At 67.8% G+C, this 14,167-nt stretch carries 24 protein-coding genes and 1 pseudogene; all 25 read right to left on the reverse strand.

Annotated elements, in window-relative coordinates; all coding sequences use genetic code 11:
- Positions 1-169, reverse strand: a pseudogene (locus FRW57_RS08555) (tRNA pseudouridine(38-40) synthase TruA); the annotation flags it as partial.
- Positions 170-282: 113 nt separating this feature from the next.
- Positions 283-891 (reverse strand): 30S ribosomal protein S4, encoded by a 609-nt coding sequence (gene rpsD, locus FRW57_RS08560; RefSeq protein WP_152185808.1) that lies wholly within the window; start codon positions 889-891, stop codon positions 283-285.
- Positions 892-1,224: 333 nt separating this feature from the next.
- On the reverse strand, positions 1,225-2,001 hold the full coding sequence (rplQ, locus tag FRW57_RS08565) for a 50S ribosomal protein L17, sunset domain variant (RefSeq protein ID WP_137120561.1): 777 nt from the start codon (positions 1,999-2,001) through the stop codon (positions 1,225-1,227).
- A gap of 62 nt (positions 2,002-2,063) precedes the next feature.
- Positions 2,064-3,089, reverse strand: a complete 1,026-nt coding sequence (locus FRW57_RS08570; RefSeq protein WP_137120562.1) for a DNA-directed RNA polymerase subunit alpha — start codon at positions 3,087-3,089, stop codon at positions 2,064-2,066.
- 153 nt (positions 3,090-3,242) lie between these two features.
- A complete protein-coding gene (rpsD, locus tag FRW57_RS08575; protein WP_137120563.1) occupies positions 3,243-3,872 on the reverse strand; it encodes a 30S ribosomal protein S4 in 630 nt (209 codons plus the stop codon).
- 29 nt (positions 3,873-3,901) lie between these two features.
- Entirely contained in the window at positions 3,902-4,309 is a 408-nt protein-coding gene (gene rpsK / locus FRW57_RS08580; RefSeq protein WP_137120564.1) for a 30S ribosomal protein S11, read from the reverse strand.
- A 115-nt stretch (positions 4,310-4,424) separates the two neighbouring features.
- Positions 4,425-4,802 (reverse strand): 30S ribosomal protein S13, encoded by a 378-nt coding sequence (gene rpsM / locus FRW57_RS08585; RefSeq protein WP_137120565.1) that lies wholly within the window; start codon positions 4,800-4,802, stop codon positions 4,425-4,427.
- Positions 4,803-5,012: 210 nt separating this feature from the next.
- Positions 5,013-5,126: a 50S ribosomal protein L36 gene (gene rpmJ, locus FRW57_RS08590; RefSeq protein ID WP_006592630.1), complete on the reverse strand. Its 114-nt coding sequence runs from the start codon at positions 5,124-5,126 to the stop codon at positions 5,013-5,015.
- A gap of 126 nt (positions 5,127-5,252) precedes the next feature.
- Positions 5,253-5,474, reverse strand: a complete 222-nt coding sequence (gene infA / locus FRW57_RS08595; protein ID WP_137120566.1) for a translation initiation factor IF-1 — start codon at positions 5,472-5,474, stop codon at positions 5,253-5,255.
- Between the two features lie 199 nt (positions 5,475-5,673).
- Positions 5,674-6,504, reverse strand: coding sequence for a type I methionyl aminopeptidase (gene map / locus FRW57_RS08600; RefSeq protein ID WP_137120567.1), 831 nt, complete (start codon positions 6,502-6,504; stop codon positions 5,674-5,676).
- A gap of 1 nt (position 6,505) precedes the next feature.
- Positions 6,506-7,087, reverse strand: coding sequence for an adenylate kinase (locus FRW57_RS08605; protein ID WP_137120568.1), 582 nt, complete (start codon positions 7,085-7,087; stop codon positions 6,506-6,508).
- Positions 7,088-7,132: 45 nt separating this feature from the next.
- Entirely contained in the window at positions 7,133-8,443 is a 1,311-nt protein-coding gene (secY, locus tag FRW57_RS08610) for a preprotein translocase subunit SecY (RefSeq protein WP_137120569.1), read from the reverse strand.
- A gap of 197 nt (positions 8,444-8,640) precedes the next feature.
- Positions 8,641-9,147 (reverse strand): 50S ribosomal protein L15, encoded by a 507-nt coding sequence (rplO, locus tag FRW57_RS08615; RefSeq protein WP_137120570.1) that lies wholly within the window; start codon positions 9,145-9,147, stop codon positions 8,641-8,643.
- Between the two features lies 1 nt (position 9,148).
- Positions 9,149-9,331 carry a 50S ribosomal protein L30 gene (gene rpmD / locus FRW57_RS08620; protein WP_137120725.1) on the reverse strand — a complete coding sequence of 61 codons (183 nt, stop codon included), beginning with the start codon at positions 9,329-9,331 and terminating at the stop codon, positions 9,149-9,151.
- Complete coding sequence (rpsE, locus tag FRW57_RS08625; protein ID WP_137120571.1) at positions 9,331-9,963, reverse strand: 30S ribosomal protein S5; 633 nt, start codon at positions 9,961-9,963, stop codon at positions 9,331-9,333. The genes rpmD and rpsE overlap by 1 nt, the downstream gene beginning before the upstream one ends.
- A 64-nt stretch (positions 9,964-10,027) precedes the next feature.
- Entirely contained in the window at positions 10,028-10,402 is a 375-nt protein-coding gene (gene rplR, locus FRW57_RS08630; RefSeq protein WP_137120572.1) for a 50S ribosomal protein L18, read from the reverse strand.
- A 2-nt stretch (positions 10,403-10,404) separates the two neighbouring features.
- On the reverse strand, positions 10,405-10,944 hold the full coding sequence (gene rplF / locus FRW57_RS08635) for a 50S ribosomal protein L6 (protein ID WP_137120573.1): 540 nt from the start codon (positions 10,942-10,944) through the stop codon (positions 10,405-10,407).
- Between the two features lie 24 nt (positions 10,945-10,968).
- Positions 10,969-11,367 carry a 30S ribosomal protein S8 gene (gene rpsH / locus FRW57_RS08640; protein WP_137120574.1) on the reverse strand — a complete coding sequence of 133 codons (399 nt, stop codon included), beginning with the start codon at positions 11,365-11,367 and terminating at the stop codon, positions 10,969-10,971.
- Between the two features lie 82 nt (positions 11,368-11,449).
- Entirely contained in the window at positions 11,450-11,635 is a 186-nt protein-coding gene (locus FRW57_RS08645; protein ID WP_137120575.1) for a type Z 30S ribosomal protein S14, read from the reverse strand.
- Positions 11,636-11,637: 2 nt separating this feature from the next.
- Positions 11,638-12,210 (reverse strand): 50S ribosomal protein L5, encoded by a 573-nt coding sequence (rplE, locus tag FRW57_RS08650; RefSeq protein ID WP_137120576.1) that lies wholly within the window; start codon positions 12,208-12,210, stop codon positions 11,638-11,640.
- Complete coding sequence (gene rplX, locus FRW57_RS08655) at positions 12,210-12,575, reverse strand: 50S ribosomal protein L24 (protein ID WP_238384545.1); 366 nt, start codon at positions 12,573-12,575, stop codon at positions 12,210-12,212. Before rplX ends, rplE begins: the two co-directional genes overlap by 1 nt.
- A gap of 3 nt (positions 12,576-12,578) precedes the next feature.
- Positions 12,579-12,947, reverse strand: a complete 369-nt coding sequence (rplN, locus tag FRW57_RS08660) for a 50S ribosomal protein L14 (RefSeq protein ID WP_137120577.1) — start codon at positions 12,945-12,947, stop codon at positions 12,579-12,581.
- A gap of 131 nt (positions 12,948-13,078) precedes the next feature.
- The gene (gene rpsQ / locus FRW57_RS24760) at positions 13,079-13,405 is read right to left on the reverse strand and encodes a 30S ribosomal protein S17 (RefSeq protein ID WP_152185809.1); all 327 of its coding nucleotides are present in this window, start codon (positions 13,403-13,405) and stop codon (positions 13,079-13,081) included.
- On the reverse strand, positions 13,402-13,653 hold the full coding sequence (rpmC, locus tag FRW57_RS08670; RefSeq protein ID WP_137120579.1) for a 50S ribosomal protein L29: 252 nt from the start codon (positions 13,651-13,653) through the stop codon (positions 13,402-13,404). The genes rpsQ and rpmC overlap by 4 nt, the downstream gene beginning before the upstream one ends.
- Entirely contained in the window at positions 13,653-14,072 is a 420-nt protein-coding gene (rplP, locus tag FRW57_RS08675) for a 50S ribosomal protein L16 (RefSeq protein WP_137120580.1), read from the reverse strand. The genes rpmC and rplP overlap by 1 nt, the downstream gene beginning before the upstream one ends.
- Positions 14,073-14,167: the final 95 nt, after the last annotated feature.

Genomic DNA, 14,167 nt, shown 5'->3' on the forward strand with positions numbered 1-14,167 from the left:
GCACCCCGGCGTCGGTGCGGCCGGCCACCGTGAGCCGCACCGGGTCGGCGGCCCGAAGGATGCGGGCCAGACCGGCACCGAGTTCCTCCTCGACGGTCCGCAGCCCGGGCTGGCGAGCCCACCCCGAGAATCGGGTCCCGTCATACGCGAAGTCCAGCCGGACCCGCAGCAGGCCGCCCTCCGTGAGCGAGGGCACCCCCCCCGCGCGGGAGGGCCTCGCGATGTCGTCGCCACTCATGGGCTCAGGCTAACGAGGGACGCGCACGGCCGGATCGGTCGCCGCTAGTTCTTGGAGTAGAGCTCCACGATCAGCTGCTCGCTCAGCGGGGTGTCGATCTGCGCGCGCCCCGGGAGCTGGTGGATGAGGATCTGCAGGGAGCCCTCGACGACCTGCAACCAGGCCGGCACGGGACGCTCGCCGTAGCTCTGGCGGGCCAGCTCGAAAGGGAACGTCTCGCGCGACTGCTCCCGGATCGTGATGATGTCGTACTGCTCGACGCGGTAGGACGGAACGTCGACGCGGACCCCGCCCACCTCGAAGTGCCCGTGGCTCACGAGCTGACGGGCCTGCCGACGGGTCCGTGCCAGGCCGGCGCGGTAGACCACGTTGTCGAGGCGCGACTCGAGCAGGGTCAGCAGGTTCTCGCCGGTCTTGCCGGGCCTGCGGGCCGCTTCCTTGTAGTAGCGGACGAACTGCTTCTCCATGACGCCGTAGCCGAAGCGGGCCTTCTGCTTCTCCTGTAGCTGGAGCAGGTACTCCTTCTCCTGGACGCGGCGCCGTCCGTGCTGGCCGGGTGGGAAGGGGCGCAACTCGAAACTCGCGTCGCCGCCGACCAGGTCGACCTTGAGACGACGTGACTTCTTGGTGATGGGGCCGGTGTACCGGGCCATGGTCTATCGACCGTCCTTCTGGGACATGTCCTCCGTCTATCTGTTTGTGCTGGTCCGTGAGGACCGCGGGTCTGCCGCGCTCGGGCACGACCTTCCCAGCGTCCATTCTTTTTCACGACGATTCAAGGGAAAAATAGCCCCGGGCAGTGTGATGCTCGCCTCCCGCGGCCACGCCGCACCGCTTCGCACCACAGGTCCGCACCTCGTCGGGGTATGCCGGGTGGTCCCGTCGTGCGTCGCACGTCCCCGGGTGGCGCGGCTTGCCGACAACGGCAGCGGCCCGCCCTCCCGGTTCGGGGAGGGCGGGCCGCGTGGTGTCAGACGCTGTGCCGCTCAGGACTTGTCGTCGTCCTTGCTGGCACCGCCGGGGGCGACAAAGCCGGCCGCCTCGGCCGCCTCGGCCGTGCGGAACCAGACCTCGGCATCGGTCTGGTCGTACCACTGCGACTCGGTCGTGTGGTACTTCATCGAGCCGGCGTTGCCCTTGACCGTGAAGCCCTCGGGCGCCGAACCGTCCTCGAGCGGAGCGGCGGAGTCGGGGCCGTAGCCGCCGTCGGCCGTCTCGTCCGACTCAGGGGCCGCCTCGGTGGTCTCGGGAGCCGCCTCGGTGGTCTCCGCCTCGACGACCTCTGTCTCCTCCTCCGGAGCCTCAGCAGCATCGACGACCTCGGTCTCCTCGACGGCCTGCTGCTCCTTCACGGAACGACGGGTGGCGGCCTCGGCCTCCTTCACCGTCGCCTTCTTCGGCGAGTAGGGCTCGCGGATGAGCTCGATCACGGCCATCGGTGCGTTGTCGCCCTTGCGGGCCGCGATCTTGGTGATCCGGGTGTAGCCGCCGGGACGCTCGGCCATGTCCGGCGCCACCTCGGTGAAGAGGCGGTGCACGACGCCCTTGTCGCGGATGACGGTCATGACCCGACGACGGGCGTGCAGGTCACCCCGCTTGGCGAAGGTGATCAGCCGCTCGGCGTAGGGACGCAGCCGCTTGGCCTTGGCCTCCGTCGTGGTGATCTGGTCGTGCTCGAACAGCGCCGTCGCCAGGTTGGCCAGGATCAGCCGCTCGTGCGCCGGACCGCCGCCGAGGCGGGGACCCTTGGTGGGGGTAGGCATGGGGTGTTCTCCTTGAGATCGATCTGACCCTGACCGCAGTCAGCGGGTCGACGGGGTGGGGGTCAGTACTGCTCGTCCTCGGCGAACGACGCGTCGGCGTCGTCGTCGGACTCGTCGTAGCGGTCCGCGATGGCGCTCGGGTCGAACCCGGGAGGGCTGTCCTTGAGCTGCAGGCCCATGTCGACCAGCTTGGCCTTGACCTCGTCGATCGACTTGGCGCCGAAGTTGCGGATGTCGAGCAGGTCGGCCTCGCTGCGGCCCACGAGCTCGCCCACGGTGTGGATGCCCTCACGCTTCAGGCAGTTGTAGGACCGGACGGTCAGGTCGAGGTCCTCGATCGGCAGGGCCAGGTCGGCGGCCAGGGCGGCGTCGGTCGGCGAGGGGCCCATGTCGATGCCCTCGGCCTCGACGTTGAGCTCACGGGCCAGGCCGAACAGCTCGACCAGCGTCTTGCCGGCGGATGCCAGCGCGTCGCGCGGGCTCATCGAGTTCTTGGTCTCGACGTCCACAATGAGCTTGTCGAAGTCGGTCCGCTGCTCGACACGGGTGGCCTCGACCTTGTAGGTGACGGTCAGCACGGGGCTGTAGATCGAGTCGACCGGGATCCGGCCGATCTCCGCGTCGCCCGACTTGTTCTGGTTGGCCGAGACGTAGCCGCGACCACGCTCGACGGTCAGCTCCATCTCGACCTTGCCCTTGCTGTTGATCGTGGCGATGTGCAGGTCGGGGTTGTGCACCTCGACGCCCGCGGGCGGGGCGATGTCGGCGGCGGTGACCGCGCCGGGGCCCTGCTTGCGCAGGTACATCACGACCGGCTCGTCGTGCTCGCTGGAGACGACCAGGCCCTTGATGTTGAGGATCAGCTCGGTGACGTCCTCCTTGACACCCGGGATGGTCGAGAACTCGTGCAGCACGCCGTCGATGCGGATGCTCGTCACGGCCGCGCCGGGGATGCTCGAGAGCAGGGTCCGGCGCAGGGAGTTGCCGAGGGTGTAGCCGAAGCCCGGCTCGAGCGGCTCGATGACGAACCGCGAGCGGGCGTCGGAGACGACGTCCTCGCTGAGGGTGGGACGCTGTGCGATCAGCACGGTGATTCTTCCTTCCCACGGGCGACCGCTATATGACGCCTCGTGATGCTGCGGCCCCACGACGGGCCGCGATCCGGATCGGCTCTGTCCCCGACCCGGATCCGCCGGTATGCCGGGTGCCCTGATGGGCACCCGGCATACCGGTGGGTGGTGCTAGTTCTTGCTGTACAGCTCGACGATGAGCTGCTCCTGGACCTGCGTGTCGATGACGCCGCGGGCCGGGAGGGAGTGCACGAGGATCCGCATCTGGGTGGGGATCGCCTCGAGCCACGCCGGGACGGTGCGGTCACCGTGCGTCTCGCGCGCCACGATGAACGGGGTCATCTCGTGCGACTTCTGCCGCACCTCGATGATGTCGTTCTCGGACACCCGGAAGCTCGGGATGTCGACCTTGTGCCCGTTGACCAGGAAGTGGCCGTGACGGACCAGCTGGCGCGCCATGTCACGCGACGCGGCGAAGCCGGCGCGGTAGACGACGTTGTCCAGACGGGTCTCGAGGATGCGCAGCAGGTTCTCACCGGTCTTGCCAGGGCGACGGTGCGCCTCCTGGTAGTACCCACGGAACTGCTTCTCCAGGACGCCGTAGATGCGGGCGGCCTTCTGCTTCTCCCGCATCTGCAGGAGGTACTCGCTGTCCTTGGTCCGCGCGCGGCCGTGCATGCCCGGGGGATACGGGCGGAGCTCGATCGGGCACTTCGGGGAGTCGCACTTGGCTCCCTTGAGGTACAGCTTGGTCTTCTCGCGACGGCAGCGCTTGCAGTCAGCGCCGGTGTAACGCGCCATAAGTTCTTATCTCCTTGAGCAGCCGGCGGTCAGACGCGGCGACGCTTGGGCGGGCGGACGCCGTTGTGCGGCGTGGGGGTGACGTCACTGATCGCGCCGACCTCGAGGCCGGTGGCGGTGAGCGAACGGATCGCGGTCTCGCGGCCCGAACCCGGGCCCTTGACGAAGACGTCGACCTTGCGCATACCGTGCTCCATCGCACGACGGGCGGCGGCCTCGGCGGCCATCTGCGCCGCGAACGGCGTGGACTTGCGCGAGCCCTTGAACCCGACCTGGCCGGCCGAGGCCCACGAGATCACGGCCCCGTGCGGGTCGGTGATGGACACGATGGTGTTGTTGAACGTGCTCTTGATGTGAGCGTGCCCGTGGGCAACGTTCTTCTTCTCCTTGCGGCGCACCTTCTTGGCGCCCGCAGCCGTACGGCTCTTCGGAGGCATTGGCTGGTTTCTCCTGGTTACTGAAGACGATGTGACAAGGGGTCGTGGTCCGGCTCGGTCACGAGTGCGCTGCGGCGCGCTCCTGCTGTCGGATCACAGGTGACGATCGAGCGGATCAGCGGGTGGCCTTCTTCTTGCCGGCCACGGTGCGCTTGGGACCCTTGCGGGTGCGGGCGTTGGTCTTGGTGCGCTGTCCACGAACGGGCAGACCGCGACGGTGCCGCAGGCCCTGGTAGCTGCCGATCTCGACCTTGCGGCGGATGTCGGCGGCCACCTCGCGACGAAGGTCACCCTCGAGCTTGTAGTTGCCCTCGAGGTAGTCGCGGAGCCCCACCAGCTCCTCATCGCCGAGGTCGCGCACCCGGACGTCCGGGCTGACGCCCGTGGCTTCCAGAGCGGCCGCGGCGCGGGTACGACCCACACCGAAGATGTAGGTGAGTGCCACCTCGATGCGCTTGTCGCGCGGGAGGTCGACACCGACGAGACGTGCCATGCGTAGTTCTCCTGATCAGTGCGGAGGTCTGGGGCAGTGCCGTTCCCGTCGGGCGACACCCTGGGTGCTGGTGCCTGTCGGCGGGTCCCCGGCCTCCGTGCCGGGGGTGACATCGCGGCCTGCCTGCGGGTGCAGGTCTCGCGCGGGTCGGGCGCTGCTGTCGTGCTGGATGAGTCGTGGAAGTCCGGGGACTCGTGCGGTGGTGGCTGCTCAGCCCTGGCGCTGCTTGTGGCGCAGGTTCTCGCAGATCACCATGACCCGCCCGTTGCGGCGGATCACCTTGCACTTGTCACAGATCTTCTTGACGCTCGGCTGAACCTTCATCTGCCTGCTGTCTGTGTTCGGGCCACCGCGCCAGCGCCACGCGGGGCGTGTGCCGTCTGGAAGCCGGTCGGATCGGGAACTGGTCGAGACTGCGGCTCCCTGAGGTGAGAAGCCGCCGAGTGTGCTCTAGCGGTAGCGGAAGACGATGCGGCCGCGGGTCAGGTCGTAGGGCGAGAGCTCCACCACCACACGGTCCTCGGGGAGGATCCGGATGTAGTGCTGACGCATCTTGCCCGAGATGTGGGCGAGAACCTTGTGACCGTTGGAGAGCTCCACGCGAAAGGTCGCGTTGGGGAGCGCTTCGACGATCGTGCCCTCGATCTCGATGACACCGTCCTTCTTGGCCATGTCCTCCGCATTCCCTAGAGCGGCCCGGCTCGGGTGAGCCAGGTCCGCACTGCTGTGACTACTCGTTGTCTCTTGGCACGCGTGTGACGACGTCCTGACACCACCACAACCAGCCGCGGGGATGGCATCGGGACAAGAGGCACGTGAGCCGACACGTCAGGATACGGCATCAGCGCACCGCGAGTGAAATCGAGCGAGATCAGGAGAGGGGCGCGTATGGCGCGCCGAGCGCCTTCAGCTGCTGCTCGCCGCCGTCGAGGGCGGTGAGCACCCACAGGCCCTCGTCGGTGACGGCGACCGAGTTCTCCCAGTGGCTCGCCCGTGAGCCGTCCACCGTGACCACGGTCCAGTCGTCCGCGAGCACCCTCGTCGCGGCCGACCCGCCGGTCACCATCGGTTCGATGGCCACCGTCACGCCGGATCTCACGATCGGGCCGCGGTCGCGCACGCGGTAGTTGGGGACCTGGGGGTCCTGGTGCATCTCGGTGCCGATGCCGTGCCCGACGTACTCCTCCACGATGCCGTAGGGCACCGGCGCGGCCTCGACACGGTCCTGCACCGCCGCGCCCACGTCATACAGCGGCCGGCCGACCGCGAGCGCCGCGATGCCGGCCCACATCGACGCCTCGGTGACGTCCATCAGCGCGAGGTCCTGCTCGGAGCCCTGCTCGCGGCCCCCGACGATCAGCGAGATCGCCGCGTCGCCGTGCCATCCCTGCAGGATCGCGCCGCAGTCGATGGACACCAGGTCACCGTCGGCGAGCCGCCTGGACCCCGGTATGCCGTGCACCACCTCGTCGTTGACGCTCACGCAGAGCGATCCGGTGAAGCCGTGGTAGCCGAGGAAGGACGGCACCGCGCCCTGCGCGCGGATGTGCTCCTCGGCGATCGCGTCGAGGTCACCGGTCGTCATACCGGCGCGGACGCGCTCCCGCAACAGGGCGAGGGTCTCTGCCACGACCAGGCCCGCCCCACGCATCAGCCGGATCTGCTCGGGGGTCTTGGTGTCGAGCCGGGAACGGCCGAACACGTCAGCGAGCCTGCTCGGTCAGGTCCTCGAGGCACTGCCCGATGCGCGCGGTCACCTCGCCCGCGTCGCCCATGCCGTCGACCTGGCGCAGCAGCCCGTGCTCGCGGTAGATCGCGGCCAGCGGCGCCGTCTCCTGCGTGTAGACCAGCTGGCGGTGCCGGATGACCTCCTCGGTGTCATCTGCGCGGCCCTCCACCTGCGCCCGTTTGAGCAGCCGCCGGACGACCTCGTCGGTGTCGACGGTCAGCTCGAGGACGGCGTCGAGCTGGTGGCCGGCCTCCCCCAGCATGCTGTCGAGCTCGGCCACCTGCGCCGCCGTCCGCGGGTAGCCGTCGAGCAGGAACCCCTGCTCGGCGTCGGGCTGCTCGAGCCGGTCGCGCACGATCGCGTTGGTGACCTCGTCGGGCACGTAGGCGCCCGAGGCCAGGATCTCCTGCACCTGCTTGCCGAGCTCGGTGCCGTTCTTGATGTTGCTGCGGAAGATGTCGCCCGTGGAGACCGCCGGGATGCCGTAGGTCTCGGCGATCCTGGCCGCCTGGGTGCCCTTGCCGGCCCCCGGCGGCCCCAGGATGATCAGACGCACGTCGCCATCTCCTTCACAGAGTCTTGGTCAGCCCTCGGTGAGAGATCACCGCAGGAACCCTTCGTAGTGGTGCTGCTGCAGCTGGGACTCGATCTGCTTCACGGTCTGCAGCCCGACGCCCACGATGATAATGACGGACGCGCCACCGAAGGGGAAGTTCTGGTCCGCCTTGAGCAGGACGAAGGCGATCAGCGGGATCATCGAGATGACCGCGAGGTAGATGGCTCCCGGCACGGTGATGCGGGTCAGCACGTAGTCGAGGTACTCCGCCGTGGGCCGGCCGGCCCGGATGCCGGGGATGAACCCGCCGTACTTCTTCATGTTGTCGGCCACCTCGGTCGGCTGGAAGGTGATCGAGACGTAGAAGAAGGTGAAGAAGAGGATCAGGACGAAGTAGATCACCATGTAGATGGGATGGTCCCCCCGGGCGAGGTAGGTGTCGATCCAGTTGACCCACCCCGGCGTGTTGACGCCGTTGGCGGGCCGGTTGAACTGGGCCACCAGGGTCGGCAGGGCCAGCATCGACGAGGCGAAGATGATCGGGATGACGTTGGCCATGTTCAGCTTGAGCGGGATGTAGGTGGAGGTGCCGCCATACATCCGTCGGCCGACCATCCGCTTCGCGTACTGGACGGGTACCCGTCTGGTGCACTCCTCCACGAAGACCACGAGGGCGATGATGACCAGCCCGACGATGATCACCAGGATGAACTTGTCCCAGCCCTGGTCCTTGATGGCCCACAGCGACTCCGGGAAGCGGGCCGCGATGGCGATGAAGATCAGCAGCGACATGCCGTTGCCGATGCCCTTGTCCGTGATCAGCTCACCCATCCACATGATCAGGCCGCTGCCTGCGGTCATGGTGAGGACCATGATCAGCACGACCTTGATGCTGTCGTCCGGCATGATGGTCTGGCAGCTGCCGCCGAACAGGGAGGACGGGTTGCGCGCGAAGGTGATCAGTGTCGAGGACTGCAGCAGGGACAGACCGATGGTCAGATAACGCGTGTACTGCGTCATCTTGGTCTGGCCGGCCTGCCCCTCCTTCTTCAGCTCTTCGAACTTGGGGATCACGACCGTGAGCAGCTGCACGATGATGCTCGCCGTGATGTAGGGCATGACCCCGAGGGCGAAGATCGACAGCTGCAGCAGCGCTCCACCGCTGAACAGGTTGGCCAGGCCGAGGACCCCGTTGGTCTGGCCGGCGACCGCCTGGCACTGCTGGACCAGCGTGTAGCTGATTCCGGGGGTGGGCACGTGGGACCCGAGTCGGAACAGCGCCAGGATCGCCAGTGTGAACAGCAGCTTCTTGCGCAGGTCCGGCGTCTTGAACGCGCGGGTGAAAGCGGTGAGCACTGATCCTCCTGGGAGCCGCCCCTCGGGGCGGCCGGGTTTGCACCAAAAGTACCCGGGGCACGAAGCCGTCCGAGCAGCTGGGTTCGACGATACCTGCGATGACAGCGCCCCGAGCTCGCGGACCGCGTGGTCCGGGCGCTCGGGGCGCTGCCCAAGGTTACTTGCTCATGACGTGCTGGTTGCCGAGGCCGACGAGCTCAGCGCTCGGTGGCCGAGCCCCCTGCCGCCTCGATCTTCTCCTTGGCGGTGGCCGAGAACTTGTCGACCGTGACGGTGACCGCGCTGGTGATCTCGCCGGTGCCGAGCACCTTGACGGGAGCACCGTCGCGGACCGCACCCTTGCGGACGAGGTCATCGACGGTGACCTCACCACCCTCGGGGTAGAGGGCGGAGAGCTTGTCAAGGTTCACGACCTGGTGCTGCACGCGCGCCGGGTTCTTGAAGCCACGCAGCTTCGGCAGCCGCATGTGCAGGGGCAGGTTGCCACCCTCGAACGACGCGGGCACCTGGTAGCGGGCCTTGGTGCCCTTCGTGCCACGTCCGGCGGTCTTGCCCTTGCTGCCCTCCCCACGGCCCACGCGGGTGCGCGGGGTCTTGGCTCCGGGGGCGGGGCGCAGGTGGTGCACCTTCAGCGCGGACGCGCCCTTGACGGCACCGTCCTCGCCGTTGCCGGCCCTGGCAGCCTTGTCAGCGGTGTCAGCCATGTCAGTCCACCTCCTCGACGGTCACGAGGTGCGCGACCGTCTGGACCATCCCACGGAACTCGGGACGGTCCTCCTTGACGACGGAGTCGCCGATGTGCTTCAGACCGAGGGAGCGCAGCGTGTCCCGCTGGTTCTGCTTCCCACCGATCTCTGAACGGGTCTGGGTCACCTTGAGCTGGGCCATCACGCACCCATCCCTGCGGCCCGGGCACGCAGCATCGCTGCCGGCGCCACGTCCTCGAGGGCGAGTCCACGGCGGGCCGCGACCTCCTCGGGACGCTCGAGGCCACGCAGGGCCGCGACCGTGGCGTGCACGATGTTGATCGCGTTGTCCGAGCCGAGCGACTTGCTCAGCACGTCGTGGATGCCGGCGCACTCGAGCACGGCACGCACCGGGCCACCGGCGATGACACCGGTACCGGGAGAGGCCGGGCGCAGCAGGACGACGCCTGCCGCCGCCTCACCCTGGACCGGGTGCGGGATGGTGCCCTGGATGCGGGGGACCTTGAAGAACTCCTTCTTGGCCTCCTCGACACCCTTGGCGATCGCCGCGGGCACCTCCTTGGCCTTGCCGTAGCCGACGCCCACGGTGCCGTCGCCGTCGCCCACCACGACGAGCGCGGTGAAGCTGAAGCGGCGACCGCCCTTGACGACCTTGGAGACGCGGTTGATGGTGACCACGCGCTCGAGGTACTGGTTCTTGTCGGCGTGGTCGCCGCGACGGTTGTCACGGCCCCGGCGGTCACCAGAGCCGCTGCTGCGGTCGTTCGTCGAACCGGTGCCGCCGGTGGCACCGCGACGCTGGGGTCCAGCCATCAGAGGTTCCTCATCTCAAGATTCTGGTCGGTCATGATTGCGGCCTTCACAGCCTTCGGCGCGATCACAGGGTCAGCCCACCTTCGCGGGCGCCCTCGGCGATGGCGGCGACCCGCCCCTGGTAGCGGTTGCCGCCACGATCGAAGACGACCGCCTCGACACCGGCACCCTTGGCGCGCTCGGCGAGCAGCTCGCCGACCTTGCGCGCCTTGGCGGTCTTGTCGCCCTCGAAGGTGCGCAGGTCGGGCTCCATGGTGGAGGCCGACGCGAGGGTGCGTCCCTGCGAGTCGTCGACGACCTGCACGAAGACGTGGCGGCTCGAGCGGGAGACCACGAGTCGGGGACGCGCGGCGGTGCCGGCGACCTTCTTGCGGACCCGCAGGTGGCGGCGGCCACGGGCCGCGCTCTTGCCGTGGGCGCGCTTGACGATCATTGCCATGGCTACTTACCAGCCTTTCCGACCTTGCGGCGGATCTGCTCGCCTGCGTACCGCACGCCCTTGCCCTTGTACGGGTCGGGCTTGCGCAGCTTGCGGATGTTTGCGGCGACCTCACCGACCTGCTGCTTGTCGATGCCCGTCACCGCGAATCGGGTGGGGTTCTCGACGGTGAAGGAGATGCCCTCCGGCGCCTTGACCAGGACCGGGTGGCTGTAGCCGAGCGCGAACTCGAGGTCGCTGCCCTTGGCCACGACGCGGTAACCCGTGCCGTGGATCTCCATCTTCTTCTCGTAGCCCTGGGTGACACCCAGGACCATGTTGTTGATCAGGCTCCGCGTCAGGCCGTGCAGCGACCGGGACTCGCGCTGGTCGTCGGGCCGGCTGACCTCGACGACACCCTCGTCGCCGCGCGCCACCGTGATCGGTGCCGCGACGTCGTGGTGCAGCTCGCCCTTCGGGCCCTTGACCGTGACGGCCTGACCCTCGATGGTCACGTCGACACCGGTCGGGACGGGAACAGGAAGTCGTCCGATTCGGGACATGGTGGTTCTCCTCCTCTTCCTTCGCTACCAGACGTAGGCGAGGACTTCTCCGCCTACACCCTTGGTCGCCGCCTGCTTGTCGGTCAACAAGCCGGAGGACGTGGAAATGATGGCCACACCGAGGCCGCCGAGCACCCGCGGCAGGTTGGTCGACTTCGCGTAGACCCGCAGGCCCGGCTTGGACACGCGGCGCACTCCGGCGATGGAGCGCTCCCGTGCGGGGCCGTACTTGAGGTCGATGGTCAGCGTCTTGCCGACCTCGGCGTCCTCGACCTTCCAGCCGGCGATGTAGCCCTCGGCCTGGAGGATCTCAGCGATGTGGGACTTGAGCTTGGAGTACGGCATGGAGACGTCGTCGTGGTGCGCCGAGTTGGCGTTCCTGACGCGGGTCAACATGTCCGCAATCGGGTCGGTCATGGTCATTGGGCTTCTCCGCCCTTCCTCACCGGGGTTTCCTCCGCACGCGTGGCGCGGCGGACCTGCGGTGTAGAAGTCTGTTTGATGGTTACCAGCTGCTCTTCGTCACGCCCGGGAGCTGACCCGCGTGGGCCATTTCCCGAAGGCAGACGCGGCAGAGGCCGAACTTGCGATAGACCGAGTGGGGGCGGCCACACCGCTGGCAGCGGGTGTAGCCACGCACCTTGAACTTCGGCTTGGCGTTGGCCTTGTTGATCAGCGCGGTCTTGGCCACGGTCAGTTCTCCTTGAACGGGAAGCCGAGGCGACGCAGCAGCGCCCGACCCTCGTCGTCAGTGGTCGCCGTCGTGACGACGGTGATGTCCATGCCCCGGACGCGGTCGATCTTGTCCTGGTCGATCTCGTGGAACATCGACTGCTCGGTCAGGCCGAACGTGTAGTTGCCGCGGCCGTCGAACTGCTTCGGCGACAGACCCCGGAAGTCACGGATGCGCGGCAGCGCGATCGACAACAGGCGATCGAGGAACTCCCACATCCGGTCGCCACGCAGCGTCGTGTGGGCACCGATCGGCATACCCTCGCGCAGCTTGAACTGGGCGATGGACTTGCGCGCCTTGGTGACGGTCGGCTTCTGGCCGGTGATCGCCGACAGGTCGCGCACGGCGCCGTCGATGAGCTTGGAATCACGGGCGGCGTCGCCGACACCCATGTTGACGATCACCTTGGTGACGCCCGGCACCTGCATGAGGTTCTCGAACGAGAACTCCTCGCGCAGAGCCGGCTTGATCTCGTCGAGGTAGCGCTGCTTGAGCCGGGGCACGGCGCGCTCCACGGTCGTGGTGTCAGTCATCACAGGTCCTTACCCGAGCGCACGGCGACGCGGGTGCGTGCAGCCTTGCTGCGACCGTCGCGCTCAGTGGTCTCGACACGGGTGCGAACCCGGGTCGGCTTCTTGGTCTCCGGGTCCACGATCGCCACGTTGCTCACGTGGATCGGCGACTCCGTGGTGATGATGCCGCCGGTGCTCGCGCCCTGGCTGGTCTGGCCCGCCTTGGTGTGCTTGGTCACCCGGCCGATGCCCTCGACCAGCACCCGCTGGCGCTCGGGGTAGACCGCGATGACCTTGCCCTGCTTGCCCCGGTCGCCGCCGTTCTTCTGCGAGCGACCGCTGATGACCTGCACGAGGTCACCCTTCTTGATCTTCATCTTTGCCATGGCTCAGAGCACCTCCGGCGCCAGTGAGATGATCTTCATGAACTTCTTCTCGCGCAGCTCGCGACCCACGGGGCCGAAGATGCGCGTGCCGCGCGGGTCGCCATCCGTCTTGAGGATGACTGCGGCGTTCTCGTCGAACTTGATGTACGAGCCGTCGGCACGGCGGCGCTCCTTGACGGTGCGCACGATGACTGCCTTGACGACGTCGCCCTTCTTGACGTTGCCGCCGGGGATGGCGTCCTTCACGGTGGCGACGATGACGTCACCGATGCCGGCATACCGACGACCCGAGCCACCGAGCACACGGATGCAAAGAATCTCCTTGGCACCGGTGTTGTCGGCGACGCGCAGTCGCGACTCCTGCTGGATCACTGTCGAACTCCTGTCGTCACGCTGGTTCTCCCCCGGTCACCCGGGAGGGCCTTGCGGAACATGGTGGTCTGGACGATGTATGGCGACCGGTTGCCTCGAGGCTCCGGCCCCGGCCACATCGGACTGGGTGGTTACTTGGCCTTCTCGAGGACCGTCATCACGCGGAAGCGCTTGGTCGCCGAGTAGGGCCGGGTCTCCATGATCTGGACGCGGTCCCCGACGCCGACCTCATTGGTCTCGTCGTGGGCCTTGACCTTGGTCGTGCGGCGGATGACCTTGCCGTAGAGCGCGTGCTTGACGCGGTCCTCGACCTCGACCACCACGGTCTTGTCCATCTTGTCGCTGACGACGTAGCCCTGGCGGACCTTGCGGTCGTTGCGCTGCGTCCCGGCAGTGGTGTCGGTCTGCGTCTCTACGTTGGCCACGGTGTTCCCTTGCTCGTTGCTGGTGTCGCTCATACGGCCTTCTCCGGGGTCTGGGCGGCGGGCTGGCCGATGCCCAGCTCACGCTCGCGCATCTCGGTGTAGACCCGAGCGATGTCCTTGCGGACCGCGCGCAGCCGGCCGTGGCTCTCCAGCTGGCCGGTGGCCGACTGGAACCGGAGGTTGAACAGCTCCTCCTTGGCCTTGCGCAGCTCGTCGACCAGACGGTCGTCGTCGAGCTCGCGCAGCTTCTCGCTCGTCAGGTCCTTCGATCCGACTGCCATCAGTTCTCACCACCCTCACGCTGGATGAAGCGGCACTTCATGGGGAGCTTGTGGATGGCCAGGCGCATCGCCTCACGGGCGACCTCCTCGGACACACCGGACAACTCGAACATGACACGGCCGGGCTTGACGTTGGCGATCCACCACTCGGGCGAACCCTTACCGGAACCCATGCGGGTCTCAGCCGGCTTCTTGGTCAGCGGGCGGTCGGGGTAGATGTTGATCCACACCTTGCCGCCACGCTTGATGTAGCGCGTCATCGCGATACGTGCGGACTCGATCTGACGGTTGGTGACGTAGGCCGGCTCGAGAGCCTGGATGCCGTAGTCACCGAACGCGATCGTCGTGCCGCCCTTGGCAGCGCCCGAGCGTCCCGGGTGGTGCTGCTTGCGGTGCTTGACTCGACGGGGAATCAACATCAGGACTCAGCTCCCTCACTGCTTGGCGCAGCGGTGTCCGTGGTGGGCGCCGCGTCCGTGGCGGGCGCCGGGGTCTCGGCGGCGGCCCGCGGCGC

The organism is Segeticoccus rhizosphaerae (assembly GCF_009192725.1).
Taxonomy (GTDB): Bacteria; Actinomycetota; Actinomycetes; order Actinomycetales; family Dermatophilaceae; genus Segeticoccus; species Segeticoccus rhizosphaerae.